Source organism: Pyramidobacter porci (assembly GCF_009695745.1).
Taxonomy (GTDB): domain Bacteria; phylum Synergistota; class Synergistia; order Synergistales; family Dethiosulfovibrionaceae; genus Pyramidobacter; species Pyramidobacter porci.
The window spans coordinates 32,172-57,414 of sequence record NZ_VUNH01000010.1 but is presented as its reverse complement, the minus strand read 5'-3'; the positions used below and the strand labels follow the sequence as shown (position 1 = coordinate 57,414).

Sequence of the window (25,243 nt, the reverse complement as noted above, 5' to 3'; positions counted from 1 at the left end):
ACATGGGACAGACTCTTGTTGAAAAGATTTTAAGCGAAAATGTGGGCAGATCCGTTAAAGCGGGCGAAACCGTTGTTGTAAACGTAAACTTTGCCGCGCTTCATGACGGCTCGGGGCCTCTGCTTGTCCGTCTGATGAAGGAGAGAGGATACGATAAAGACCCGGTTTTCGATCCAAAAAAAGTTCTTTTTGCGAACGAGTTTGGCCCTGAGTCGACGCGCGAAGTTGCAAACGAGCACGCGCTGTGCCGTGAATACGCGAATTCTCATCATTGCTTCTGGGAAGAGGGGGCTACGGGACACGTTCACGCTCACGTGTATGAATCGTACCTGAAGTGCGGCACAGTATGCATTATCGGCGATTCGCATACGACGGTTCACGGCGCGTTCGGCTGCTTTGCGACGGGCTGCGGTTCAACGGATATGGTTGCGGTGACTCGTTTCGGCAAAACGTGGATCAGGGTTCCGGCGACGTTCCGCATCAACGTGACGGGAAAACTTCCCAAGGGCGTTTATTCCAAAGACATTATGCTGAAGCTCGCAAGCATCATTAAATCTGATCAGGCGATTTATAAATCGCTGGAGTTCCGCGGCGATACGATCCACTCTCTTTCGCAGGAAGCGCGCCTTACGATCACGAGCATGGGCGTTGACCTTGGCGCGAAAAACGCGATCATGGAAACAGATGACCATACGCGCGAATTTTTGCGCCAGATGGGCCGTGAGGAAGATTACCGCGAAATCGTTGCCGATGATGACGCGAATTACGAGCGCGTGATCGACATTGACGCGACGAAGCTTGAGCCGCTGGTTTCCAAGCCGCATTATGTTGAAAACGTCGATCTTGCGAAAAACTGCGAGGACGAGAAGGTCAATCTGATTTACCTCGGCAGCTGCACGAACGGGCGCATTGAAGATATGCACATCGCCGCCGATATCCTTCGCGGCAAAAAGGTCGCCAAAGGCGTGCGCCTTCTTGTGATCCCCAACTCGCGCTATGTTTATCATGAATGCCTGCGTGACGGCACGCTTTTGACCCTTGCCGAGGCGGGCGCTATGATCGAGGCGCCGAATTGCGGACCGTGCATGGGCGTTCATCAGGGAATTCCGAGCGACGGCGAAGTGGTCGTGGCGACTCAGAACAGAAACTTTAAGGGCAGAATGGGCAATCCCACGGCGAGGATTTATCTTTCCAGCCCTGCGACCGCAGCGGCGACCGCCCTTACCGGACATATCACCGATCCCCGCGAAGTTATGGACTAGCCGATCGAAAGGAAGAATATAAAAATGATTCGTGAGCACATTCAAGGCAAGGCGTGGAAGTTTGGCAGCAATGTCAGCACGGATTCGATCGCTCCCGGGCGTTTGATTTCATTAAGAGCGAATCCGCCCGAGTATGCGAAGCACCTGCTCGAAGATTCGCGCCCCGAGTTTATTAAAAACGTGAAAAAAGACGATTTTATCGTGGCCGATAAAAACTTTGGCTGCGGTTCCAGCCGCGAGATCGCCCCGCTGATTATTAAGGAAGCCGGAGTCGGCGCCGTGCTGGCAAAGTCGTTCGGCCGCATTTTTTACCGCAACGCGATCAATAACGGCATGATCCTGATCGAGTGCGATACGGATAAAATCTCCGACGGCGAGGAACTTTTTGTCGACATCGCCAACCGCGTGATCCTGAAGCCGAACGATCCGAGTTTTAAAATGCCGTTTACTCTTTCAGACAAGGAAATCAAGATTGTCAGTGAGGACGGCCTGCTGAATTATATCGAAAAATATAATTCACTTGATATCTAATCCGATCCGTTCAGGAGCTTAATCATGAACGAGCTGAGGAATCTGGCGCGCTTTATTCTGAGCTTCCGCCTTGAGAACGTGCCTGAAGCAGTGGTAAACGCGGCGCGTTACTGCGTTCTTGATTCCATGGGTGCGGCTCTCGGCGCGGTTCATTACGGAGAAATTCCCGGCGAGTGCGAGCGTTTTAAAAAATGGTTCGGAACTTCCGCCCCCGTTACCGCTTCCGTGTGGGGGCACGGCGAAAAAATGACGCCGACGGCGGCGTTGCTGCTGAACGGGATTATGGCTCACGCGCTGGAGCTTGACGATGTCCACACAGGGTCAAAATCCCACGTCGGCGCGGTTATTGTGACAACAGCGTGGACTCTTGCCGACGCTCTCGGAATCGGCGGAAAAGAATTCCTTGAAGCGGTTATCGTCGGTTATGAAACGATGGCCCGGATCGGGCTTGGCATGGATGTTGTCAGCAACCGCAAACGCGGCTGGCATACGACGGGGCTAATCGGAACGTTTGGCGCTGCTGCAGCTGCTGCCCGCCTGTTAAAACTTAGTGAAGATCAAACGGTGAGCGCTTTGGGAATGGGGGGAAGCCAGTCGGCCGGCCTTTGGGCGTTCTTGGCCGAGGGCGCTACGTGTAAAAAGCTGAGTCCCGCCCGCGCCGCTGTAAACGGCCTGACTTCCGCGTTGCTGGCGCAGGGTGGCATGACGGGGCCGGAGCACATTCTTGATGCGGAAGACGGTGGTTTTTACGCGGCCGTGACGGATCGCTTTGATATGTCAAAAGTCGATGCCGAACTTGGAATGCGCTACGAGATTTTGAACATCGACAAAAAGCCCTATCCGTGCTGTCGCTCAACGCATCACGCGATTGACGCCGCGCTGATGCTCCGCGAAAAATATCGTATCGCCCCGGAACAGATTGCGTCCGCTTTGGTTGAAACCTATGACGTGGGCGTTCTGCAATGCGGCTTTGCCCATTATCCCTCAAGCTATGTCGAAGCCAAATTCAGCATTGCTTATACCTGCGCGGCGGCCTTTGCGCGCGGTAGGGTTACGCAGGCCGAGTTTCGGAGCGAATTGCTCGAAGATCCGCAAATTAAGCGGATTGCCGAGAACACAAAGGTCATTCCCGATAAGCTGTTTACAGAACGGTACCCCAAACGCTGGGGCAGCCGCGTGACGGTTACATTGAAAGACGGCCGCGTCTTGACGCAGCAAATTGACGATATGTCGGGAAGCAAGGCGGCTCCGATGTCGCCCGAACAGGAACAGGGCAAATTTATAGGCTTGTCAGTTGAGAGTTTTTCATTGGGAAAAGCTCAAAAACTGATGGCTGAAATTCTCAAAATCGAAACGTTAGAGAAATTGCCCAGTCTTTCGTAAGATCGTTGATCGAAGAGACAAAAATTCATAGTGGCTTTTATGACAAGGAGCGTTCTTACTAAAGAAATCATTATATATTTATAATATAAAATGATTGAATTTTTTAGGTGCTATGCAAAAAACGTATGGACTTTCATATAGAATGTTCATTTGATTTTATTGTAAGGTATTGATATAGTGCCATCAAGTAATAAAGAGAAACGAACTCTCATAAAAAAGAAAGCGGGGAATTTTTTATGATTACGTTGATCGATAAGTCCGTCACTCTCTTTAACGGAAAAGTTCTGGTTGCTGAGCCTGAAAAGCTCTCAGACGACGAACTGAAAGCGAGATTGGCTGAAGAAGGGGAGCATTATGAGGGATCTTTGCCCGTTCAGTCGGGCGAGGGCACCATGGCCCGCCGCATCGTCGCCGCGCACGATTCCTATCGTGGCGACGGGCTGCTGCACCTGAAGTTCGACGCGCTGACTTCGCACGACATCACCTATGTGGCGGCGCTGCAAACGGCCGTCGCCTGCGGGCTGGAGAAGTTCCCCGTGCCCTACGTGCTCACCAACTGCCACAACAGCCTCTGCGCCGTCGGCGGCACGATCAACGAGGACGATCACATGTTCGGCCTCACGGCGGCGCGGAAGTTCGGCGGCATTTTCGTGCCCCGTCATTTGGCCGTGATCCATCAGTATATGCGCGAAACGACGGCCAAAAGCGGCGGCATGATCCTCGGCACCGACAGCCACACCCGCTACGGCGCGCTGGGCACGCTGGCCGTCGGCGAAGGCGGCCCGGAAATGGTCAAGCAGCTTCTCGGCCGTACCTACGATTTCGCCTGGCCGGGCGTGATCGCCGTCTATCTGACCGGCACGCCCCGTCCCGGCGTCGGGCCTCACGATGTGGCGCTGGCCGTCATCGGCGCGGTGTTCGCAAGCGGCTTCGTCAAGAACAAGGTCATGGAGTTCGTCGGTCCCGGCGTCTCCAGCTTGAGTGCCGAGTTCCGCCTCGGGATCGACGTGATGACGACGGAAACGGCCTGCTGGAGTTCGATTTGGCGCACCGACGAAAAAATCGCCGAATTTTTCCGCGTCCACGGCCGCCCTCAGGACTACGCCCCGCTCGAGCCCGACGCGGCGGCCCGTTACGACGGCGCGCTCGTCGTCGACCTGAGCGCCGTCGAGCCGATGATCGCCGTTCCGTTCCATCCCAGCAACGCCTTTACCATCGCCGACTTCAATGCCAACGCCGGCGACATCCTGCGTCAGGCCGAGCGGGACGCGCGCGAACTGATGGACAACCCCGAGCTGGACGTCGACCTGACCGGCAAGCTGCGCGGCGGAACGTTCCACGTCGAACAGGGCGTGATCTGCGGCTGCGCCGGCGGCAACTTCGAGAACCTCGTCGCCGCGGCGCAGATCCTCGACGGCGGCAGCACCGGCCGCGGCGCTTTCGGCCTCAGCGTCTACCCGTCCAGCATGCCCGTCGGCGAGGCGCTGATGAACGGCGGCTGGATGCAGAAACTGATCAGCGCCGGAGCGGTCAACTATCCGGCCTTCTGCGGCCCCTGCTTCGGTGCCGGCGAGACGCCCTGCAACCAGGGCTTCAGCGTCAGACATACGACGCGCAACTTCCCCAACCGCGAAGGCTCCAAGCCCAACGCCGGCCAATGGTCGGCCGTGGCGCTCATGGACGCGCGCAGCATCGCCGCCACGGCGGCCAACGGCGGCGCGCTCACCAGCGCTTTCGAGTTCGCCGACCGCCTCGCGGAGCACGAGCCGTACGTCTTCGACGCCGAGATTTACGCCAAGCGCGTCTACAACGGCTTCGGCCGTCCGCATCCGGAAACGGAGCTCCGCTACGGCCCCAACATCAAGCCCTGGCCCGGGATCGCCCCGCTGCCGGAGAATCAGCTGCTGCTGGTCGCCTCGGTGATCGACGACCCCGTCACCACCACCGACGAGCTGATCCCCTCCGGCGAGACCTCGTCGCTGCGCAGCAACCCGCTCAAGCTGGCCGAGTTCACGCTGCAGCGCAAAGATCCAAATTACGTGCCCGCGGCCAAGCGGGCGAAAGCGCTCGAAGAAGCGCGCGCCGCGGCGGTGAAAGACGGCGGCGGGATGCCCGCGGAGCTGAAAAAACTGCTCGAGCTCGCCGGGATCGCCGCCGGACGCGTCGGCCTCGGCAGCCTCGTCTGCGCCGTCAAACCCGGCGACGGCTCGGCGCGCGAGCAGGCCGCCAGCAGCCAGAAAATGCTGGGCGGCCAGGCCAACGTGGCCCGCGAGTACGCCACCAAACGCTACCGCAGCAACCTCGTCAACTGGGGCATGGCCCCGTGGATCGTCGGCGACGCAGACCGCGCCAGGTTCAAAACCGGAGCCTGGCTCTTCATCCCCGGCGTGAGGGCGTTCGTGGACGGCGACGGCACGGAGATCGAAGCCGAACTGCTCGACGGCTGCACGCGCCTCCCCGTGACGCTGTCGCTGCCCGGCGTCACGCGCGGCGAACGGGACATGCTCCTCGCCGGCTGCCTGATGAACGCGTACCGCGACGAGAAAAATAATTGAGCGACTTCCCCGTTGAGCAAAAACAAACAGGCGCGCGCCGCTTCGTTCGAAGCGGCGCGCGCCTGTTTGTCCGCCGTTCCCGATGCCGGCCGGGGACGGCGCTTTTTTTAGTCCAAACCGTTTTCGAGGTTGTCGTACACTTCGCCGTCGACGATGGTCTTTTCGCACAGCGTCAGATTGCTGAAGGGGTTGCCGCTCCACACGGCGAGGTCGGCGTCCTTGCCGGGTTCGACGCTGCCCATGCGCCGCCCCTCGGCAGCCGGAGCGGAGCGCTGACGCCGCTTGCGGGTCCCTTCCGCGAAGCTCCGGCCGGTCCGGCCGGCAAAACGTGAATAAAAAGAGTCTGTTTCCCCTTTCTCCGCTCCCGGAGGCATGGAAAACAGACTCTTTTTTTGCGCGGAACCCCGACATTTTTCATGAAGTTTTTGATTTTCAACGATGTTTTTCGATAAATTAGTTCTGAAAATAATCTGCGATTCAAGCCGTTTCCCGCGGCGCGCACAGCCCCCCGGCGCAGCATCTGCCAGCTGCCGCACCCCTCCGGGACGGAGCGTGGCGCCGCGGGGTGACGGCGATACATACAGACTGTAATCTTTACACGGGGGGGGGGTATGGTATGTTTGTAAACATTCTTATGATGTCGCGCTGTATGTCGGCAGAAACGTCCGTGCCGCTGCGGAACGGGCGGAAAAGAGAAACGGCGCGCCGCGTGCGCGCCGCATATTCGAGGAGGTCGTGAAGATGAAAGTGAAGCTTGTGCAACGGCGGGAGTCGCCCGCCGGACGGAAGGCGGCGGCGCTGCTCCTGGCGCTGACGTTGGCGCTGGGATGTAACGTAGGGAGCGCTTTCGGCAGCGTCGTTACCGGAGATCAGCTGCAAATCGGCGGGGGCTCGTCAATACACTTCCTCGCCGCCGGCACGATAGGGATGAACGCTAAGGCCGACGGCCCCCAGTCCATCGCGATAAGCCTCGGAGCTCAAGCCCTCGGTGACAGCGCCATTGCGATCGGAAGAAATACCAAAGCCTCCGCCGACGCTTCCGTGGCGATCGGACTCCTTGCGGAAGCCAGCGGCTTTCACTCAATGGCGCTGGGGGATCGCACCAAAGCCCAAGCTACAAACGCCGTTGCCATAGGGAGGGAGACCGTTGCCAGCGGCGAGCGTTCCACCGCGATGGGATACCAGAGCCAAGCCAGCGGCACATATTCCACCGCGATGGGATTTTCTTCGCAGGCGAAGGGCGAAAACTCCCTGGCGGCGGCGGGCGGCGTCGTTGAAGTCGGCGCGGCCAATTCCTTCGCCGTCGGCGCGGGCGCGGTCGCCGCACAGGCCCATTCCATCGCCCTCGGCAGCGGCGCGGTGGCCAATACCGGGGCCGGGAAGGTCGGATATTTGGCCCCCGCCGGGCAAGCAAACGCGCCGGCATGGAAAGCCACAAGAGCGGCCGTCGCCGTGGGCAACGCGGCCGCGAACGTCACCCGCCAGATCACCGGCGTCGCCGCCGGCACCGAAGACACCGACGCGGTGAACGTCGCGCAGCTGAAAGAATTCGCGGCCACGGGCAGCAACGCCCTGCAGAGCTGGACGGCCCAGATCAACGGAACCGCCGTGAAGACCGTCACCAAGGCCGACAGCACCCTCAACTTCAAAGCCGGCGGCAACGTCGTCCTCGCCAACGATGGCGGAGCCGTCAAGATCTCCCTCAGCCCAACCCCTCACTTCACCGAAGTGTTCGTCGGCGCCAAGACCCATATCTACGACGGCTGGGCAACTTTCGGCGCCATCAACATCAACGGCTCCGCCGGAACCAACACCATCACCGGCCTGAGCAACACCGCCCTCGACTCCGGCTGGGGCGAAAACGCGAGAGCCGGACAGGCCGCCACCGAAGGCCAGCTCAAAGCCGTGAAAAACGGACTCGACGCCACCGCCGCCGCGGTGAACAGCGGCCTGAACTTCAAAGCCGACGACGGCGCCAGCGTCAACAAAAAACTCGGCCAGACCCTCAACATCGCCGGCGACGGCGTCAACACCGAGACCAAAGTCGTCACCGACAGCGCCACCGGCGAGACGAAATTCGTCGTCGGCCTCAGGAACGAACTCACTTTCGAGGTCAAAGACCCCAACAGCGGCGCCGTCACCGGCCAGCTCACCATCAACAAAGACGGCAAAGGCACCGTCAACGGCCTGAGCAACACCGCATGGGACCCCGAGAACATCACCCCCGGACAGGCCGCCACCGAAGACCAGGTCAAAGCCGTGGACGACAAGGTCGCCGCGCTCGGCGGCGTCGCCATGACCGGCTGGGACGCCCAGATCGACGGCGTGAAAGTGAAAACCGTCAGCAAGACCGACAGCATCCTCAACTTCAAAACCGGCAGCAACATCGTCCTCGCCAACGAAGGCGGAGCCGTCAAGATCTCCGTCAAAGACGCCCCCGACTTCGCCGGCAAAGTCAGCGCCAACGGCTTCGACGCCAAGAACCACAAAATCGAGAACGTCGCCGCCGGCAGCATCAGCGCCGGCAGCAGCGACGCCGTCAACGGCGAGCAGATATGGAACCTCGCCAGCAGCACCGCGGCGCACCTCGGCGGCGGTTCCCAGGCCCAGGCCGACGGCAGCGTCTCCGCCCCTTCCTACACCTTCAAGACCATCGGCGGCGGCGGCGATTACCACAGCGTCGGCGACGCCCTCGACGCCGTTGACCGCGAGTTCGGCAGCATCTACGGCAAATTCGGCGACGTCTCCAGCCAGATGGGCGAACTGCGCCGCGACCTCAAGAGCGCCGGCGCCCTCGGCTCGGCCTTGAGCGCCCTGAAACCCATGCAGTACGACCCCCTCGAACCCAGCCAGCTGATGGCCGGATTCGGTGCCTACAAGGGCGAGTACGCGCTGGCGCTTGGCTTTGCGCACTACGTGAAGGAAGACTTCATGGTCCACGCCGGCGTGTCCGTCACCCACCACGGCGAGTCGATGGCCAACGCCGGACTGACGTGGAAGATCGGCGGCAAGGCGGCCAAAGACGCCGTTCCCGAGCGCTACCGCAGAGGCCCGCTCAGCAGCGTCTACGTGATGCAGAAGGAGAACGCCGAGCTGCAGGCGCGGGTGGCTTCGCAGGCGCAGGAGATGGCTTCGCAGGCGCAGGAGATCGCGGAGCTGAAAGCCGGCATGGAAGAGATGAAGCGTCTGCTGCGGGCGTCGAAGCGGAAGTAGCGCAAGCGGTACGAGCGCGTACGAGCAGCACAAACAACGCGAACGGTATAAGCGGAACAAAGCGGCGCCATGGCGCCGGGACGTTCGTCCCGCGCCGGCGCGAAAAAAAGAGAGAGGGCGGATGTTTTTTCAGTCCGCCCTCTCTCGCGTTTTTTCATTTGAATTTTCTATGGATCCAAGGAGGTTTTTCAGTGAAACGTGTGATGAAAATGAAGCGCGTGATGAAATCGATAGTTTTCTTCGTGACGCTCGCGGCTGCGGCCGGAACGGCATTCGCCACGGAGATCGCCGTGGTGGACACGGAGAAGCTCTTCAGTCAGTCCGAACCCGGCAAGCTGGGACAGGCTCATCTGGAAGAGGTGCAGAAGGTGCTCCAGAAGGGATTCGACGAGCTGCTGGCTCTGTACCGCGCACGGAAAACACGCCCGAGGCGCGGAACTCGATCGCGTAAGGGCGAGCGGCGCTGGAACGTCAGATGGAGGTGGAGCGAGCGGCGGCGCTGCAGTCGGAGTTGACGGCGGCTGTGGAGGCGTGGCTGAAGAGGAATCCGAAGTTCCACGCGGTGCTCGCCCGTCAGCTGTTGCTCGGCGCGGACGCGAAGCTCGACGCGACCGGCGCCGTGATGAAGGAGATGAACAAGCGCAAGCCTAAGTTCGCCGAGCTGCCCACGGTGAAGGTGAACAAACCGGAGCCGCCCGCGCCCGAAGCGAAGTAGCGGACAACGCAAGCCCGAAAGCGCAGCGGGAGCCGCCGCGGAGAAGCGACGGAGCGGAAGTTTGAACAAAGTCCGCCGCGAAAGCCGCGGAGGCAGCGGGAAAAACACGATACGACTTATAACGAAGAAAGCACGGCGACCGTCAGGCCGCCGTGCTTTCTTTAATGACGCTTGCGCTTTTCTCCGCTTCGCCGCGGCTGTCTTTGTTCGAAGCTGCGTGCGCGGGCGCCGGCGGAGCGGCTTTAGTCCAAACCGTTTTCGAGGTTGTCGTACACTTCGCCGTCGATGATGGTCTTTTCGCACAGCGTCAGATTGCTGAAGGGGTTGCCGCTCCACACGGCGAGGTCGGCGTCCTTGCCGGGTTCGACGCTGCCCATGCGGTCGGCGAGTCCGAGCAGACGGGCCGGACGGATGGTCACGGCCTCGAAGGCCGTTTTTTCGCTCAAGCCTCGGGCGATGCACATGCCCACGTAGACGGGCAGGTATTTCGTCCCCGAGGATGTGTCCTGCGTCAGGCAGAAGTTGACGCCGGCGGCCTCGAACACGGCGGGGGTGGTGAGGCGGCGGCCCCAGATCTCCATTTTCGACGGCCCCATCGCCAGCGGGCCGATCACGCAGTCGACATGGTGCTCTTTCAGAAAGTCGAGGATCTTGTAGCCTTCGGTGCAGTGCTCGATGGAGTAGTCGAGATGGAACTCCTCGGCGATGCGCACGGCGGTGACGATGTCGTCGGCGCGGTGCGCGTGGATGCGGCACTTGCGCTCGCCCCGGACGACCGGCACCAGTTCGTCGAGCGTGAAGTTGCGCTTCGGCTTCCTGCGGGGATCCTTCTCGCCGCGTTTCAGCTCTTCGGAGTAATCGAGCGCTTCGTACAGCGCTTTGCGCATCACCGAGGCCAGTCCCATGCGGGTCATCGGGGCGCGGTGCTGTTCCACGCCGTAGACGCGCTTGGGATTTTCGCCCATGGCGAACTTCATGTGTTCGCTGCCGGGAATGGCGATGTCGTACACGGTGGCGCCTTTTTTCGTTTTGAAGCTGACGCCGATGCCGCCGCAGACGTTGGCCGAACCGGGGCCGGTGTAGCAGACGGTGAAGCCGGCGCGGCGGGCGGCTTCGATGCCTGTATCGAACGGATTCAGCGCGTCGATGGCGCGCACCTGCGCGGTGACGGGATCGGTCTTTTCGTTGCCGTCGAGGACGGACGGCATGGTCGCCGGTTCGTTGAACGTGGAGATGTGCGTGTGAGCGTCGATGAATCCGGGCGTGACCCATTTGCCCGCCAGATCGAGCGTCTTCGTCCCTGCCGGCACGCGCACGCTTGCGCCGACGGACTTGATCCTGTCCCCGTCGATGAGGACCATGCCTTTTTCGTACGTTTTCCCCGTGACGGTGACGACCTTTGCGTTTTTCAGCAGCAACATGAACGGATTTCTCCTCTCGAATGATATGACGTTTTTCCGCGCGAAGATACCGCGGCGATTTCAGAATATTACGGCTGGACGGGAGAATCAATCTTCGCTCCGCTGGCTCCGTTCGCGCAGAAAATCCCAGAAGGCTCTGACGGCGCGAAGCTGCAGCGAGACGGCGCGGCAGTAAGCCCGCGTGTCGCGGCGCAGTTCGCGCTTGCCGGAAGCGAAGAGAAGACGCTCGCGGAACAGATCCGGGCAGCCCTGTACGTCGAGCCCGGAAAGCAGGCTGTAGCCCAGTCCGCGCCGCACCATCTCCACGCAGATGTCGGAACGGTCGACGACGGTGGAAACGCGCGGCGGCCGGCGGTAGCGCTCCATCCACCAGCGGTGCAGTTCCGCTTCCAGAGGCGCGTCGGTGGTGATACGGATCTGCGGCAGTTCGGGCAGACGCTCCAGCTCGACGGGCGCGGCGCTGACGACGTAATAGTAAGGATCGGCGCCGAGGGGCAAACTTTCTTCCCCCCAATCGAACGGTCCGCGCACGATGGCCACGTGGACTTCACCCGCGCTCAGGCGGCGCGACTGAGCGGCGCTGTGTCCGGTGACGACGTGGACGTCCGCGCCGCGGCAGCGGGCGGAGAATTCTTTGAGAATCCCCGGCAGGCAGGCGCGCGCGTAGGCGTTGGCGCAGGCCAGGCGAATCGTGCCGCGCACGTCGGCGCCGCGGTTGTCGATGTATTCGCGCAGCGCCTGCAAACGCTGCAGTTCTTCGGCGGCGTAACGGGCCAGCGCTTCGCCTTCGGCGCTCAGCTCGACACCGCGCGCTCCGCGGACGACGATGGCGCAGTTCAACTCCTGCTCGATCTGTTGGATGCGCCGCGTCACGGCCGGCTGGGTGACGTACAGCCTCTGCGCCGCGCGCGTGAGATTTTTTTCCGCCGCCAGCGCCGTCAGCAGTGTCCAATCCTTTTCGTTCATGCACCTCGCCTCCTTTTTTCCCGCTTCATTGTAGCAGTCTTTCCTCCAAACGGCGCTATTACGCCAAACGGAAAAGAAGAATGACGCCGGCATGGGGTGAAGCACGTCCGGTTCCCTTCCGCCTCCTTTCGTGCTAAACTGGGCGCAGTCTGCGAAAGGGGGCGAGCTCCGCATGATACGAAGAGCGACGGGACACGACATCGACGCGGTGCAGCAGATCTACATGGAACTGTTCGCCTGGGAGCGCCGTCACGAGGCGTACTCCAAATGGGTGTCGGGGGTCTACCCCAACCGCACGACGATCCGCCGCGCCATCGCCAAGCAGGAAATGTACGCGCTGTGGGACGAAAAGGGCAAGGGCAAAAAAATTTACGCGGCTCTGGCGATCAGCCGGGAGCAGCCCGAGGACTACGCCCGCGTGAACTGGAAGTTCCGCGCTCCGCCGCGGTCGGTCCTTGTCGTGCGGGCGCTGTGCGTTTCGCCGTTGCGCTTTCGCGAAGGGCTGGGCACGCAGATGATGCACTTCGTCATGGAGACGGCTTCCCGCATGCGCTGCCGCGCCGTGAGATTCGACGTGTGGTCGGGCAACGTGCCCGCCGTGAAGCTGTGCGAAAAGCTGGGCTTCCGCTGCGCCGGCAGGAAAAGCGTGGTGCGTTTCGGCGTCGGAGCCGACGAGCGGGCCTATTACGAATGGGCGCCCGCGGGCGGCGCAGGGAATGGGACCGGAAGGGCTTCTCCCGAGAGTTCGCAGGGGCACGCCTGAAAAAGGCTGCCCACACCATAACATTCCGCATCGGGAGTTTGCCGAGGCGGATCGGGTGTCGCCCGCGACGAGAACGACAAAACCGCGCTCCGAAATTTTATTTTTCGGGGCGCGGTTTTTTTGCGTGGCGGAACGTGTCTCTGCCGCCGGTGAAGACCTCGGCGTCGTCATGGCCTTTTCGATTGCGGAACTGGGCGGGAGCGTGTAGAATAACGACACTGGATCGAAACAAAAATTTAAATACGATCGGATAATCTTTAAGAGTTTATTTCAAGGAGGTTGGATGATGGATCCGAAGCAGAAAATTGCCGCTGCGGTGGAACGTCTTGCGCCCGAGCTGATCGCGCTGAGCCACGAGGTGCACGCTCATCCCGAGCTGGGCATGCAGGAGCGCCAGGCCGTGGCCTGGCAGAAGACGCTGCTGGAAAAATACGGCTTCGTCGTCGAAAATCCCTGCTGCGGGCTCGACACGGCGTACCGCGCCGTTAAGGGCACGTTGGGCAAAGGGCCGCAGATCGGCTTTCTGTCCGAATACGACGCGCTCAACGGCCTTGGCCACGCCTGCGGACACAACATGATCTGCGCGGCGTCCTGCGGCGCGGCCATCGCGCTGGCCGAAACGCTGGAAGGCCGGGAGGGCGCGGTCGTCCTCTTCGGCACGCCGGCCGAGGAGACGAGCGGCGGCAAGATCGCCATGGCCGATGCCGGGGCGTTCGACGGGCTCGACTGCGCCATGATGTTCCATCCCAATCCCAGCGAAAATCTCGTCGGCGCCGGCAGCTTGGCCGTCACCGACGTGTTCGTCGAGTTTCACGGCACGTCGGCCCATTCCTCGCGCCCCGCTCTCGGCGTCAACGCGCTGACTTCGACGCTGCACCTGTTTGCGGCCGTCAACGCTCAGCTCCACCTCTGGCCCAACAAGAGCAAAATCAACGGCATCGTCACCGCCGGCGGCACGGCCCCGAATATCATCCCCGAGTTCAGCGCCTGCGCGTTTTCCATGCGCGCCGAAAAGCTGAATCAGCTCAGGCCGATGTACGCCGATCTCGAGCGTCTGGCGCGGGCCGCTGCGGCCATGACCGGAGCGGAGCTGAAGATCGCCCATACGCCTTTCTGCTCCGAGCGCTATCCGAACCGGCCGCTGGACGAGGCCTTCAAGGCCAACATGGAAGAGCTGGGCGAGCCCATGTCATGGCCCGAGCCCGACCGCATGAGCGGCTCGTCGGACATCGGCAACGTGTCGGTGCGCACGCCGTCGATTCATCCCTATTTGTCGCTGCACGCGCCTGGCGTCGGCGGCCACACGCCCGAGCTGCGCGAAGCCGCCGTGTCTCGCCGCGCCGACGAGGTGGTGCTGCTGGCCGCCAAGGGGCTGTCCATGACCGGCCTCGACGTGTTCCAGTCGCCGGATCTGCGCGCCGCGATGAAGGCCGATTTCGAGCGGAACGCCCTGCCGAACAGGGCGTGCTGAATCTTTGAGAAGCGCGGCGATCTTGTGAGCGGCCGACATCGTCGCGACAGCGCCGGAAAATGATTTGCCGGCGCTGTCGCGACGATTTATAATTCAGTGGGTGAGGATTTCGTAAGCTTGGTCGATCTGCGCCAGACGCCGTTCGCCGGCTCGGTCGGAGGCGGGACGGTCGGCATGCTCCGCGGCGACGAGCTCGCGATAGCGCCGTTTGATGTCGTTTTGCGAAGCGTCGCTGCCGAGGCCGAAAATCCCCAGCGCCCACCGGCGAGAAGCGAAGCGCGGCGCCCCGGCGGAGACTTTTTCTGCGGGCGTGCGCGGCGCTGAGGAGACGCGGCCGCTTCTGCGGGACGGCGAAGTGCCGGCGCACACGCTGAGCAGGGAGACGCCGCCCCAAACGCCGGCGGCGGCGATGAGCAGCCACATGACGGCGGTGCCGACGACGCCGAAAAGGGCGAAAAAGCCGCTGCAGAGCTTCCAGGCGAGTCCGAGCAGGCCGAAGAGCCCGTCGACGACGATCAGATAAAGCAGGCGGAACGGCAGCTTGATCAGGAACCAGACGAGGCCGAAAAATCCGTTCACGAGCGTGGGAATCAGCCAGAGAACGAAGAGCAGGCCGACGATGCCGCCGAGAAGTCCAAGACGCATCAAGGAAACCACTCCTTTGGAGGAGGCTGGGGAAACAGCCTCTATTGTAGCGTAAAATGGAGCGAAAAAGAATCCTTTCGCCGGCGCAGGGGCGGTTTGCCGCCGCCCGCAGCGAGGGGATGGCGCATATCTGAACGGAGGATGCCCCGGTGAACAAAAGTGAGTTTTTCGCCCTGCTGCGGCGCAAGGCGGCGGGGCTGGCGGCGGTCGTCGTGGCCGCTTGCGCGATCGCGGCGGCGATGTTCGCCGTGTATGAGGCGGCGTTGTGGCTGCTGCCCAAGGATGTTGCCGGACGATGGCAGTCGTTCGTCGGGCAGTTTTTCGCCGACCCGCGGAGCTTTCGCGACCTGCTGCTGCGCAAGGGCGCGTCGGCGCCGTGGTTCTTTGTGGGCGTTCAGGTGCTGCAGGTGTTGTTCGCGCCGATTCCCGGGCAGGCAGTGGCGCTGGCCGGCGGTTTCGTGTTCGGCTTCTGGAAAGGCTGGGCGCTGACGACGCTGGGACTGGCGCTGGGCAGTCTGCTCGCCATGCTGCTGGCGCGTCTGCTGGGAGAGAGATTCGTGCGCCGCCTCGTGCCCGACGGCGTGATGAAGCGTTTCGACTCGCTGCTGACGAAAGGCGGCTACACGATGTTCTTCATGATCTTCCTGTTGCCGGCGCTGCCCGACGACGCGGTGTGCTTCATCGCCGGCATGACGAAACTGAGACTGCTGCCGCTGTCGCTGGTCTGCCTGCTGGGGCGCGCTCCCGGCATGGCGGTGCTGTCGCTCCTGGGGGCCGAGCTGACCTCGGGGCCGACGGTGGGCGTGAAGGTCCTGTTCACGGCGCTGATGGTCCTTTCGATCCCGCTGTGGATCTTCTGGGAGATCATCGAGGAAAAGATCCGCGCGCTGGTCATAAAGCCGCGCCGGAAATAAAATAGCGCCTTCCAGACAAGAAGCGAGTCAAAAACAGATGGGATGCCCTTCCTGGTAAAATTTTCTCACGAAAAGGCACTTTGCAGATGGCCGTTTCCTCACGAAAAGGCAGATAACACTACGGAACGCACGGCGCGAGGCCGTCTTTTGACCCGCTTGAGAGCGGGAAAAAGGCGGCCTCGGCCGTATCGGCGCTTTTATTTCGTTTTCGCTTCCAAAAATTTGCACGCCGTGGCGACGACGGCGGCGGCGCAGGTTTTGAGGATGGCGTCGTTGGTGCGGAACTGGGGCGAGTGGTGGGCGGCGGCGTAGGGCGTGCCGAGGCCGCCCATGCCGACGTTGAAATAAATGGACGGGCGTTCGGCGGAGTAAAAGTTGAAATCGTCGGAGCCGGAGGAGATGGGGACGCGCTTCACTTTTTCGGCGCCGAACAGTTCTCCGGCCGCCTCTTCGAGCAGCAGCCCCATGGCTTCGTCGTTGACGACGCTGGGATAGACGGGGATGAAACGGAAGTCGGTGCGGCAGCGCATGGCCAGGCCGACGCCCTGGGCGATGCGCTCGATGCGTTCGGGCAGCGTGGCGCGGATATCGGGGTTGGTGGTGCGGATGTTGCCGGTGATCTCGCACTTTTCGGGGATGACGTTGACGGCGCTGCCGCTTTTGAGCGTACCGATGCTGATGACGACGCGCTCGCCGGGCGGGATCTCGCGGCTGACGACGGTCTGCAGGGCGCAGATGATCTGCGCGGCGGCGACGGTGGGATCGACGGCGTCCTGCGGGCGGCTGCCGTGGCCCCCTTTGCCGACGACGTCGAGTTCCCAGATGTCGCCGGAAGTGGTGGCGGCCCCGGGCGTGAACTGGATTTCGCCTTCGGGCGCGCCGGCGCGCACGTGATAGCCGATGACGGCGTCGACGCCGTCGAGCATGCCCTCTTCGATGAGGGCTTTGGCGCCGGGCGCGGTGGCCTGCTCTTCCGAGGGCTGGAACATGAGGCGCACGCGGCCGGGCAGCTCTTTTTCGAGCGCCTTGAAGATCTTGGCCGCGCCCAGCAGCGAAGCGGCGTGGGCGTCGTGTCCGCAGGCGTGCATGACGCCGGGGGCGGCGGAGGCGTATTCCAGATCGTTGTCCTCGCGCGCCACGGCCAGCGCGTCGATATCGGCGCGAACGGCCACGCAGGGGCCGGGCGAGTCGGGATTGACGTCGCAGACGATGCCGCAGCGCGTGCCGGCGAAGCCGCGGCGGAGGATGGCGCAGCCGATCTTTCTCAGCTCGCGTTCGATCGCGTCGGTGGTGCGCACTTCCTGCCAGCCCAATTCGGGGTGACGATGAAGCTCGTGACGGAGCGCGGTCATTTCGTCTTCGGCCTGAGCGGCCAGCGCGAGGATCTTCGTTTTGTCCATGACTTTATTCTCCCTTTCTCGAGATCACATGAAGTTGACCAGAAAGCCGGCCAGGAACACCGAAGCTATTGTAACGGTCGTGAAGCCGGAAACGAGCATCTGCGGCATGATGCGGCTTTCGATGAACTCCTTTTCCGCGGGCGTGTCGCCGAAGCTGCGCGACACTTCGTCGGCGACGATGTAGGTGCCGGGGAAGCCGATCAGGCAGCAGGCGCCGATGGCCAGCGTCATGTCGAACGAGCTTTTCGCGAAGCGGCTGATCAGGTACGCCGAGGCAACCAGGCCGATCACGGCGGCGGCGAAGGACACGGCGATCGGGTAGAAGAGCGACAGCACCATCTGCGGCGTGGCCCTGCTGAGGTTGACGTACGTGGGCAGAAGCATGATGAACATGGAGAGGCCGCTGGAGGCGGCGATGTCGAGGATGCGCCCTTCGAGAAAGCCCAGCTCGTAGGAGGCGACGCCGAAGACGAGCGCCATCACGAAGGGATGGACGCGGTTGCCGGTCGCCTGCGCGGCGGCGACGGCCAGGGCGGCGACGAGAAAGCTCTTGCACAGCAGCACGAACGGCGTGCGCAGTTTTTTGGGCAGCGCGGGGATCGGCTTTCTGCGCTCGCTCTTTTCAGCTTCGGTTTCCGCAGCCTGCCCGCCGGCGGCGAAGGCGGCCTTGAGGCGGCGCGCTTCGCGGCGCAGGCAGAGACTGGCGATGGGCACGCCGATGAAACCCTGCAGAATCAAGAGCATCGTGATGAACACAAGGATGTCGTTCAGCCCTTTGGCCTGGGCGGCTTCGCTCATGATCAGCATGGCCACGTTACCGCCGGAAATGGGACCGGTGGCGGTGAGGGCGAAGTTCATGCCGATCAGCGGACTTCCGATCAGAATCACGGCGGCCGAAGCGGCGCACATGGTCGCCAGCGCGATCAGCACGGTGCGGTACTGCGCCAGCATGGCCCGGCCGTCGATCATCGTGCCCATGTGCACCATCAGCACGGGAATGAACGTCATCGCCAGACTCATCAGCCCCGTGGTCTTGAACAAGTCCGCGGGCATCCCCAGCCAGAAAGCGGCGAGAATCATGCCCGAGGAGACGAAGCGCATGGAAACGAGCGCCCGGGTGCGCGAGGCGATCAGATCGCCGACGGTGAAGAAGCCGAGAACGACGAGAATCGACTGAAGCTGAGTGAACTGCATGACAAAAACCTCCCTGAGATGAACGGGATCCCGCGAGGATCCGTGAAGTCCGGCCGACGACGGCCGCCGAATTCCGCACGCTGCGATGTTCGTCTTGTTTGAGCCGCCAACCGGGGCTCCATGGACATTCCCCCTTTCCAGACGCCGAACGGAAGATAAACGAAAAAGAGCCGGTTCCCGCATGAATGGGAACCGGCTCTTCGTATCCGGACGGATTTATTCAGACCGCAGCACGACAGCGCGTCGGTCCTCGTCGAAGAGAGTCCCCACGCTGCGCCACCACATGCCGTTGTCAAAACTGTTATGGATATGGATGGTTGCCGAGATCATGAAAGTTCACGCCTTTGCAAAAGATTGGGAATTGCTTGGCGCATTTTATAGCACGAAGAGCCGCCGTTGTCAAGAGAATCCTTGCGTCCCCGAAAGGGGCGCCGATCCGGTGGCGCGGCGAAAGAATCCGCCTCCCTCTTGAATTTTTAAATAGGAATCGTCATAATGAATTTGCGCGCTGCTATAATAAAATCGAGAAATCACGGACGGGAAAGCAAGGCGACTCTTTCGGGGAGGTGACCGTTGTGTTTGGAGACACGATCGCGGCAATTTCAACGGCTTGGGGAAACAGCGGCATTGCCATTGTGCGGCTTTCGGGGCCCGACGCTTGGGCGATCGCGCAGCGTCAGGTGCGTCTTCAGACCGGGGCGCCGCTGAAACCGCGTTTCGCGCGTAACGCCGTGCTGCTCGACGAGGCGGGGGAAGTGATCGACCACATTCTCGTGCTGCCGTTTCGCGCTCCTCACAGCTATACCGGCGAGGATCTGGTAGAGCTGCACTGCCACGGCGGCAGCCTGGCGGCGCAGCGCTGCCTCGAACTGCTGATCTCCGGCGGCGCGCGCATGGCCCTGCCCGGCGAGTACACCCGCCGCGCCTTCGAAAACGGCCGCCTCGACCTCTCGCAGGCCGAAGCCGTCGGCGCGCTGATCCAGGCCCGCAGCAACGAGGCCCTGCGCGCCGCCAACCGCACGCTGGACGGCGAGCTGACGCGCGCCGTCGGCGAGATTTACGAGGAACTGACCGCCCTCGGCGCGGAGATCGAAGTCGGCCTCGACTTTCCCGAGGAAGACGTGCCCTACATCGCCGACGAGTCGCTGGCCGACCGCCTCGAGGTGGTGCGTCAGTCGCTGGCGGATCTGCTCGAGCGCTGCTCTTCCGGCGTCATCCTGCGCGAGGGCATCCGCGTCGCCATCGTCGGCCGCCCCAACGCCGGCAAATCGTCGCTGCTCAACGCCCTGCTCAAGGAATCACGCGCCATCGTCACCGCCATCCCCGGTACCACGCGCGACGTCATCGAAGCCGTGCTCACCTACCGCGGTATCCCGCTGCGCCTCGTCGACACCGCCGGCATCACCGAGAACTATCACGACGAAGTGGAAGCCATCGGCGTCGAGCGCGCCCGCGCCGCCATGAAAGAGGCCGACGTCTGCGTCTGGGTGATCGACGGCAGCGAACCGCTTCATCAGGAGGACGTGGACCGCGTCCACGAGCTGGCCGACACGCCGCACCTCGTCGTCCTCAACAAGGCCGACCTGCCGCAGCAGATCAGCGAAGCCTCGCTGACGGCCCTGATCCCCGCCAGTACGGTGATCTCCGTCTCTGCGGCCGAGGGACTGCGCCTCGACGAGCTGAAAGAATCCCTCGTCGGCCTCGTCTCCGGCACCGGCGCGCTCGACACGGGACTGAACGCCAGCTCGCGTCAGGTGGAGGAGCTGCGCGGCGCCATCGCCAGCGTCGGCACGGGACTGAAAGCTCTCGGCGACGGTCTCGATCAGGCGCTCGTCTCCGGCTGCGTCGGCGACGCCCGCCGTTCGCTCTCCCGCATCCTCGGCGGCGACCGCGACGAAGATTTGCTGCACGAGATTTTCGGCCGCTTCTGCATCGGCAAATAGCGTTGGGAGTCTTTCGTGGGGGGAGATCCGAGGGACGCCCGGCGCACGGTGCCTCCTGGATTACCTGGCGTTGATCAGAAAGAATGTTCCACGTGGAACATTCACAGCGGTCGTCCGGCGGCGGCTCGGGGTTGGGCGATGAAATCGTCCACAACGCAAGGAGTGGAAATATATGAAAGTTCCCGAATGCATCAGAGGACGCCGCGTCGTGCGCAGATTTTCGGACGCCCCCGCGGCAAGGCGAGCACAGTTTGCCGGGCGCTGCGAGGAAATTCCGTCGCTCGGAACTATCCCGACTGCTGCGCAGCTCGCTTTGGGGATCTCCCTCGCAGTGCCCTTCCGTTGGGCTTTTTAATTGAGAAATAATAAGATTGCCGCTTCGATAAAAAGGGCGCCGCTTTCGCATCGGGAAAGCGGCGCCCTTTTTGTGTCGGTGTTTGCGTTGTGCGGTCAACGCTGGTGCGGAATGGATGCTTCCGTCCATTGTTCGGGATTTACCGTCGCGCCGTGAGATGACGCTCGATGGCGCTGATGGCGGCGGCGATGGCCCGGGCGATGTCGTTTTTGGACATGGAAGGCTGGGGCGCAGACTGGCGGACGGCCTGTTCGGGCGCGTAAGGCACGTGCATGAAACCGCCGATGGCGCCGGGCAGTTCGTGGGCGAGATGGTAAAGCACGCCGTACATCACGTGGTTGCAGACGAACAGACCTGCTGTGTTGGACACGCGCGCCGGCAGCCCGGCGGCATGGATGGCGGCGACCATTTCCCTGAGAGGCAGCGTGGTGAAATAGGCTGCGGGGCCGTCGGCGAAGACCGGCTCGTCCACGGGTTGGTTGCCCTTGTTGTCGGGGATGCGCGCGTCGTTCAGGTTCAGCGCCACGCGCTCCGGCGTGACTTCCATGCGGCCGCCCGCCTGGCCGACGCAGAGCACGGCGTCGGGCCGATGTTCGCGCAGCGCGGCGCGGACCTCGGCGATGGACGTGCCGAAGGCGACAGGCAGGATCCGCTTGATGATTTCCAGCGCGCCGATCCGATCGGACACCAGCGCCAGCGCCTCCTGCGCGGGGTTGATCGTCTCGCCGCCGAAGGGCTCGAAGCCGGTCAAAAGCAGTTTCACGTTCATTCCTTCTTTCTTCGTTTCTCACGCCAGCGCGCGGCGCAGGGCGGCGAGCAGCCGTTCGTTTTCGGCGCGGCGTTTGACGCCGACGCGGTAATAGCGTTCGTCAAGCCCCGTGTAATTGGCGCAGGAACGGATCAGGATGCCCTGCGCCAGCATTGCCTCGCTGAGGGGCTTTTCGCTGCGGAAGAGCACGTAGTTGGCGCTGCCGTCGTAGACTTTGAAGCCCAGTTCGCGCAGCCCGGCGCGGACGAAGGCGAGTTCTGCCGCGACGACGACGCGGGTGCGGGCGCTCCATTCTCCGCCGCCGGACAGCGCCGCGAGGCCGGCCGTCTGCGCCGGGACGGAGACACTCCAACTCTGGCCGAAGTCGGCGACCCTTTCGACCAGCCGGCGGTCGGACGAAATCATGAAGCCCAGCCGCAGGCCGGCCATGGCGTAGAGCTTGGTGAACGCGTCGACGATGACCAGGTGCGGATGCGCGTTCAGCAGCGGGCGCGCCGACGGCGCTTCGGTGAAGGGAAGAAAGCACTCATCGAGAACGAACAGCGTGCCCCGCTTCTCGCAGACGGCGGCGATCTGGCCGATCAGCGCGGGACAGGTCAGCTGCCCCGTGGGATTGTTGGGATTGCAGAGGAAGAATAGGTCCGGCGCGGCGGAACCCGTCAATTCGCCGAGAATCCCGCCGCCGAGCGCGAAGTCGTCCTCCTCGCGCAGGATGAACTTCTTCACCCGAGCGCCGGAGAGCAGCGCGGCTTTCTCGTATTCCGAAAAGGTCGGCGCGCAGAGCAGCACTCTTTCGGGCTTTCGGGCCAGGCAGAGGCGGATGATCAGATCGGCGGCGCCGTTGCCGCAGAGCAGCTGCCACGGCTCGACGCCGAGCGCGCGGGCCAGCGCCGCCCGCAGCGCGCGGCAGTGCGGATCGGGATAGCTGGCGCAGGAGTCGACGCCCGCAAGCAGCGCTTCGCGCACCGCCGGCGGCATGCCCAGCGGATTGAGGTTGACAGAGAAATCGAGAGCAACGTTGCGGGAATAAACGTCTCCGCCATGGTCGAATTTATTCAAAGCGAAGCCTCCCTACTGGCCCCCGCTTTCGGAAAGACGCCAGGCCGGGCAGGGGCGAACTGCCGTCATACTAACACAGCGCCGATAAAAATAAAAGCCGCCGTGCGGACGGCGGCTCTCAGCCTGTCGAAAAGAGATCAGTCAAGCTTCCAGGGCGAGACGTAACCGGCGGGCGGCTGACTGAAATCGTCGTTAAACCATTTCTGATAGATGGCGGTCAGCGTGCCGTCGGCTTTCATCTCCTGAATGGCCTTGGTGACGACGGCGCGCAGCGCCAGCGACTTTTCGTCGGTGCGGAACGGAAACGCCTTCTCGCCGACGGCGATGTTCTCCTCGACCGTGCGGGCTTTGAGGAAACCGTTTTTGATCTTGAAAGCCGCCTCGCTGCCGGCGAAGATCATCACGTCCACTTTGCCCTGGCGGAAAGCTTCGTTGAGCAGGTCGCTGCTGTCGAAAACGGCCAGTTCGACCTTGATGCCTTCCTTCTCGGCGATCTGCTTGAACAGGTTGCCGCCGTTCGATCCGGCGCTGTAGCCGCATTTCAGGCCGTCGATGTCTTTAAGACGCTTCAGGTCCGTGCGCTCTTCGTGAACGACGAGCTTTTCGGGGATGTAGGCGTACGGCTCGGAGAATCTGTACTTGTCGATGCGTTTCTGGTTGACGGTGATCGTGTTGCCCACCGTGTCGGCGCGTCCCGAATCGAGATAGCCGAAGAGCGTGTTGAATTCGCCGGTGACGAAGTTGACTTTCAATCCGGTCCTGGCGGCGATGGCGGCCCAGATGTCGGGCTCGGTGCCGAGGTGCTGCCCCTTGGAGACGTAGGAGTTGGGGACGGAACTGTTGCCGGAGGCGACGGTAATTTCCTTGAGCGCGCCGGCGGCGCACGCCGCGCCGGCGGTCAGCGCCGCAGCGGCAAGGGAAAGAGCGCAGATACGTTTCAGATTCATGAAAAGAACACCTTCCTTAAAGAATGTATGATTTTTCGAAAAGAACGGCGCTAATAGAGGTTCTGCAGCCGCCGTTCGATCCGGCGCAGGAAAAACTCGACGATCAGCACGATCGCCACGTAGACGATAGTCACGCACAGGTAAGCCTCGAAAAAGCGCAGGCTCAGCGCCGCTTCCGTCTTGGCCGTGCCCATTACGTCGGCCAGCCCGACGGTGAAGCCCAGCGCCGTGCCCTTGATGATACCGATGAAATGGTTGCCGATCGAAGGCGCGGCGACGACGAAGGCCTGGGGCAGGATGGCGCGCCGCATCGCCTGGGCCCGCGTCATGCCCATCGAGTAGCAGGCTTCGATCTGCCCCGTGTCCACCGACTCCAGCGCGGCGCGGAAACTTTCCGCCATGAAGGCCGACGTGTTGCAGATCAGGCTGATGACCGTGGCTTGGAGCGGCGTCATCGCCTTGAGCGCCGGAATCAGGCAGGGCAGCGCGAAGAAAATCATGAACAGCGCCACCACCAGCGGCGTGGCGCGGAACACGGTCACGAACGCGTCGAAAAACTGCGTCAGCAGGGGGACTTTGTAATAGCGCACGATGGCGATGGCGGTGGAAAGGAGCAGCGTGCCGGCCAGCGAGAGGGCGGCGATCTCCGCCGTCAGCCCCAGCGAGGACAAGACCAACGGAAACAGCTCGCTAAAGCTTTTGAAGTCGAAAAGCATTTTTCCGCGCCTCCCTACTGATCCATGACGCGGCGCACGAAACGGCGGATGCGCTCGTTCCCGCAGCGTTCGAAGATCTCTTCCGGCGTGCCTTCGCCGGCGGCGACGCCATCCTCGAGGAAGATCATCTTGTCGGCGACCTCGCGGGCGAACTTCATCTCGTGCGTGACAATCACCATGGTCGTGTGCTCTTCCGCCAGCTGCCGGATCACCGCCAGAACCTCGCCGATCAGCTCGGGATCCAGCGACGACGTGGGCTCGTCGAGCAAAATCACCTTGGCGTCGCCGCCCATGGCGCGGGCGATTCCCACGCGTTGCTGCTGGCCGCCCGACATCCTGCGCGGATAAAAATCCGCCTTGTCGGCCAGGCCCACCTTGTCCAGAAGTTCCAAGGCCCGTCTGCGGGCCTGAAGGCGCGGCAGACGCTGGACCGTGACCATCGGTTCCATGACGTTCTCCAGAGCCGTCAGATTGCGCAGCAAATTGTAATTTTGAAAGACCATGGCCGTCCTGCGCCGCAGCGCGTGGATCTGAGCCTGCGTGGCGCGGGCGGCGTCGACCGTCAGTTCGTCGAGAGCGATCGTTCCGCTCTCGGGGCGCTCCAAAAAGTTGACGCAGCGCAGCAGCGTGGACTTGCCCGTTCCCGACGGGCCGATGATCGCCATGACCTCGCCCTGCGCCAGCGTCAGGTTCACGTCCCGCAGCACCGGCTGGCCGTTGTAGCTCTTTTTCAGATGACTGATCTCAAGCATGTGGCAGCTCCCGTCTGTTTTTACAGTCAATTATGATTGACAATCATATAGAATATAATGGAGAAGATTATAGCACCGGCACAGGGTCTTGTCACCGGCGAACCGCTTTGAAAACGCCGGGATCGACTTCCATCGGGGACGAAATCGTTTCCGCCGCCGGACTTTTGTCTTCGAAATATCATCGTTAATGACGCACAAAAGACTGCGGAATCGACCAAAAGTCCGCGCAATAACACAATGCAACGGATGTGATGCAATGATATTATCAT

At 62.2% G+C, this 25,243-nt stretch carries 22 protein-coding genes; 11 read left to right on the top strand and 11 right to left on the bottom strand.

Going from position 1 to position 25,243, the window contains the following annotated elements:
* Positions 1-2 precede the first annotated feature (2 nt).
* The 4 genes from FYJ74_RS09430 to FYJ74_RS09415 all read left to right on the top strand — a co-directional run bounded on the left by FYJ74_RS09430 (position 3) and on the right by FYJ74_RS09415 (position 5,731).
* Positions 3-1,262 (top strand): aconitase/3-isopropylmalate dehydratase large subunit family protein, encoded by a 1,260-nt coding sequence (locus FYJ74_RS09430; protein WP_154529326.1) that lies wholly within the window; start codon positions 3-5, stop codon positions 1,260-1,262.
* Between the two features lie 24 nt (positions 1,263-1,286).
* Positions 1,287-1,793, top strand: coding sequence for a LeuD/DmdB family oxidoreductase small subunit (locus FYJ74_RS09425; protein WP_154529325.1), 507 nt, complete (start codon positions 1,287-1,289; stop codon positions 1,791-1,793).
* A gap of 24 nt (positions 1,794-1,817) precedes the next feature.
* Positions 1,818-3,176 (top strand): MmgE/PrpD family protein, encoded by a 1,359-nt coding sequence (locus FYJ74_RS09420; protein ID WP_154529324.1) that lies wholly within the window; start codon positions 1,818-1,820, stop codon positions 3,174-3,176.
* A 236-nt stretch (positions 3,177-3,412) separates the two neighbouring features.
* Positions 3,413-5,731, top strand: a complete 2,319-nt coding sequence (locus FYJ74_RS09415; RefSeq protein WP_154529323.1) for a hydratase — start codon at positions 3,413-3,415, stop codon at positions 5,729-5,731.
* Positions 5,732-5,838: 107 nt separating this feature from the next.
* On the opposite strand, the gene FYJ74_RS11895 is transcribed toward FYJ74_RS09415, so the two are convergent.
* Positions 5,839-5,973 (bottom strand): hypothetical protein, encoded by a 135-nt coding sequence (locus FYJ74_RS11895; protein ID WP_268233995.1) that lies wholly within the window; start codon positions 5,971-5,973, stop codon positions 5,839-5,841.
* A 499-nt stretch (positions 5,974-6,472) separates the two neighbouring features.
* Here FYJ74_RS11895 and FYJ74_RS09405 point away from each other — a divergent pair, with 499 nt between their 5' ends.
* From FYJ74_RS09405 to FYJ74_RS09395, 3 genes are all read left to right on the top strand, one after another.
* Positions 6,473-8,944, top strand: a complete 2,472-nt coding sequence (locus FYJ74_RS09405) for a YadA-like family protein (protein ID WP_154529322.1) — start codon at positions 6,473-6,475, stop codon at positions 8,942-8,944.
* 191 nt (positions 8,945-9,135) lie between these two features.
* On the top strand, positions 9,136-9,459 hold the full coding sequence (locus tag FYJ74_RS09400) for an OmpH family outer membrane protein (RefSeq protein ID WP_154529321.1): 324 nt from the start codon (positions 9,136-9,138) through the stop codon (positions 9,457-9,459).
* Positions 9,420-9,659: a hypothetical protein gene (locus FYJ74_RS09395; protein WP_154529320.1), complete on the top strand. Its 240-nt coding sequence runs from the start codon at positions 9,420-9,422 to the stop codon at positions 9,657-9,659. Before FYJ74_RS09400 ends, FYJ74_RS09395 begins: the two co-directional genes overlap by 40 nt.
* A 242-nt stretch (positions 9,660-9,901) precedes the next feature.
* Here FYJ74_RS09395 and FYJ74_RS09390 read toward each other — a convergent pair whose 3' ends face one another.
* Positions 9,902-11,080 (bottom strand): amidohydrolase family protein, encoded by a 1,179-nt coding sequence (locus FYJ74_RS09390; RefSeq protein ID WP_154529319.1) that lies wholly within the window; start codon positions 11,078-11,080, stop codon positions 9,902-9,904.
* Between the two features lie 87 nt (positions 11,081-11,167).
* Positions 11,168-12,046, bottom strand: coding sequence for a LysR family transcriptional regulator (locus tag FYJ74_RS09385; protein WP_195838880.1), 879 nt, complete (start codon positions 12,044-12,046; stop codon positions 11,168-11,170).
* Between the two features lie 172 nt (positions 12,047-12,218).
* Between FYJ74_RS09385 and FYJ74_RS09380 the strand changes: the two genes are divergently transcribed.
* Both FYJ74_RS09380 and FYJ74_RS09375 read left to right on the top strand, forming a co-directional pair.
* The gene (locus FYJ74_RS09380) at positions 12,219-12,809 is read left to right on the top strand and encodes a GNAT family N-acetyltransferase (RefSeq protein ID WP_154529317.1); all 591 of its coding nucleotides are present in this window, start codon (positions 12,219-12,221) and stop codon (positions 12,807-12,809) included.
* Positions 12,810-13,095: 286 nt separating this feature from the next.
* Entirely contained in the window at positions 13,096-14,280 is a 1,185-nt protein-coding gene (locus FYJ74_RS09375; protein ID WP_229769445.1) for an amidohydrolase, read from the top strand.
* 93 nt (positions 14,281-14,373) lie between these two features.
* Here the strand turns inward: FYJ74_RS09375 and FYJ74_RS09370 are convergent, their stop codons facing one another.
* On the bottom strand, positions 14,374-14,925 hold the full coding sequence (locus FYJ74_RS09370) for a J domain-containing protein (protein WP_229769454.1): 552 nt from the start codon (positions 14,923-14,925) through the stop codon (positions 14,374-14,376).
* A gap of 149 nt (positions 14,926-15,074) precedes the next feature.
* On the opposite strand from FYJ74_RS09370, the gene FYJ74_RS09365 reads away from it, so the two are divergent.
* Complete coding sequence (locus FYJ74_RS09365) at positions 15,075-15,839, top strand: TVP38/TMEM64 family protein (protein ID WP_154529314.1); 765 nt, start codon at positions 15,075-15,077, stop codon at positions 15,837-15,839.
* Between the two features lie 197 nt (positions 15,840-16,036).
* Here the strand turns inward: FYJ74_RS09365 and FYJ74_RS09360 are convergent, their stop codons facing one another.
* Both FYJ74_RS09360 and FYJ74_RS09355 read right to left on the bottom strand, forming a co-directional pair.
* Positions 16,037-17,239: a M20 metallopeptidase family protein gene (locus FYJ74_RS09360; protein WP_154529313.1), complete on the bottom strand. Its 1,203-nt coding sequence runs from the start codon at positions 17,237-17,239 to the stop codon at positions 16,037-16,039.
* A gap of 24 nt (positions 17,240-17,263) precedes the next feature.
* Positions 17,264-18,433, bottom strand: a complete 1,170-nt coding sequence (locus FYJ74_RS09355; RefSeq protein ID WP_154529312.1) for a hypothetical protein — start codon at positions 18,431-18,433, stop codon at positions 17,264-17,266.
* A 575-nt stretch (positions 18,434-19,008) separates the two neighbouring features.
* Between FYJ74_RS09355 and mnmE the strand changes: the two genes are divergently transcribed.
* Positions 19,009-20,376, top strand: a complete 1,368-nt coding sequence (mnmE, locus tag FYJ74_RS09350; RefSeq protein WP_326830924.1) for a tRNA uridine-5-carboxymethylaminomethyl(34) synthesis GTPase MnmE — start codon at positions 19,009-19,011, stop codon at positions 20,374-20,376.
* Between the two features lie 494 nt (positions 20,377-20,870).
* Here the strand turns inward: mnmE and pcp are convergent, their stop codons facing one another.
* From pcp to FYJ74_RS09325, 5 genes are all read right to left on the bottom strand, one after another.
* A complete protein-coding gene (pcp, locus tag FYJ74_RS09345; RefSeq protein WP_154529311.1) occupies positions 20,871-21,500 on the bottom strand; it encodes a pyroglutamyl-peptidase I in 630 nt (209 codons plus the stop codon).
* Between the two features lie 18 nt (positions 21,501-21,518).
* Positions 21,519-22,559, bottom strand: a complete 1,041-nt coding sequence (locus tag FYJ74_RS09340; protein ID WP_154529310.1) for a pyridoxal phosphate-dependent aminotransferase — start codon at positions 22,557-22,559, stop codon at positions 21,519-21,521.
* A gap of 137 nt (positions 22,560-22,696) precedes the next feature.
* The gene (locus FYJ74_RS09335) at positions 22,697-23,506 is read right to left on the bottom strand and encodes a transporter substrate-binding domain-containing protein (RefSeq protein WP_154529309.1); all 810 of its coding nucleotides are present in this window, start codon (positions 23,504-23,506) and stop codon (positions 22,697-22,699) included.
* A gap of 50 nt (positions 23,507-23,556) precedes the next feature.
* Positions 23,557-24,222: an amino acid ABC transporter permease gene (locus tag FYJ74_RS09330; RefSeq protein WP_154529308.1), complete on the bottom strand. Its 666-nt coding sequence runs from the start codon at positions 24,220-24,222 to the stop codon at positions 23,557-23,559.
* Between the two features lie 14 nt (positions 24,223-24,236).
* Positions 24,237-24,974, bottom strand: a complete 738-nt coding sequence (locus FYJ74_RS09325; RefSeq protein ID WP_154529307.1) for an amino acid ABC transporter ATP-binding protein — start codon at positions 24,972-24,974, stop codon at positions 24,237-24,239.
* Positions 24,975-25,243: the final 269 nt, after the last annotated feature.

Excerpts from the sequence above, each read along its gene's own strand:
- FYJ74_RS09335 (WP_154529309.1), bottom strand. The coding sequence starts at position 23,506 with ATGAATCTGAAACGTATCTGCGCTCTTTCCCTTGCCGCTGCGGCGCTG.
- FYJ74_RS09380 (WP_154529317.1), top strand. The coding sequence starts at position 12,219 with ATGATACGAAGAGCGACGGGACACGACATCGACGCGGTGCAGCAGATC.
- FYJ74_RS09415 (WP_154529323.1), top strand. The coding sequence starts at position 3,413 with ATGATTACGTTGATCGATAAGTCCGTCACTCTCTTTAACGGAAAAGTT.
- FYJ74_RS09325 (WP_154529307.1), bottom strand. The coding sequence starts at position 24,974 with ATGCTTGAGATCAGTCATCTGAAAAAGAGCTACAACGGCCAGCCGGTG.
- FYJ74_RS09425 (WP_154529325.1), top strand. The coding sequence starts at position 1,287 with ATGATTCGTGAGCACATTCAAGGCAAGGCGTGGAAGTTTGGCAGCAAT.
- FYJ74_RS09375 (WP_229769445.1), top strand. The coding sequence starts at position 13,096 with ATGGATCCGAAGCAGAAAATTGCCGCTGCGGTGGAACGTCTTGCGCCC.
- pcp (WP_154529311.1), bottom strand. The coding sequence starts at position 21,500 with ATGAACGTGAAACTGCTTTTGACCGGCTTCGAGCCCTTCGGCGGCGAG.
- FYJ74_RS09385 (WP_195838880.1), bottom strand. The coding sequence starts at position 12,046 with ATGAACGAAAAGGATTGGACACTGCTGACGGCGCTGGCGGCGGAAAAA.
- FYJ74_RS09430 (WP_154529326.1), top strand. The coding sequence starts at position 3 with ATGGGACAGACTCTTGTTGAAAAGATTTTAAGCGAAAATGTGGGCAGA.
- FYJ74_RS09370 (WP_229769454.1), bottom strand. The coding sequence starts at position 14,925 with ATGCGTCTTGGACTTCTCGGCGGCATCGTCGGCCTGCTCTTCGTTCTC.
- FYJ74_RS09405 (WP_154529322.1), top strand. The coding sequence starts at position 6,473 with ATGAAAGTGAAGCTTGTGCAACGGCGGGAGTCGCCCGCCGGACGGAAG.
- FYJ74_RS09390 (WP_154529319.1), bottom strand. The coding sequence starts at position 11,080 with ATGTTGCTGCTGAAAAACGCAAAGGTCGTCACCGTCACGGGGAAAACG.
- FYJ74_RS09330 (WP_154529308.1), bottom strand. The coding sequence starts at position 24,222 with ATGCTTTTCGACTTCAAAAGCTTTAGCGAGCTGTTTCCGTTGGTCTTG.
- FYJ74_RS09355 (WP_154529312.1), bottom strand. The coding sequence starts at position 18,433 with ATGCAGTTCACTCAGCTTCAGTCGATTCTCGTCGTTCTCGGCTTCTTC.
- FYJ74_RS09420 (WP_154529324.1), top strand. The coding sequence starts at position 1,818 with ATGAACGAGCTGAGGAATCTGGCGCGCTTTATTCTGAGCTTCCGCCTT.
- FYJ74_RS09395 (WP_154529320.1), top strand. The coding sequence starts at position 9,420 with ATGGAGGTGGAGCGAGCGGCGGCGCTGCAGTCGGAGTTGACGGCGGCT.
- FYJ74_RS09360 (WP_154529313.1), bottom strand. The coding sequence starts at position 17,239 with ATGGACAAAACGAAGATCCTCGCGCTGGCCGCTCAGGCCGAAGACGAA.
- FYJ74_RS11895 (WP_268233995.1), bottom strand. The coding sequence starts at position 5,973 with ATGGGCAGCGTCGAACCCGGCAAGGACGCCGACCTCGCCGTGTGGAGC.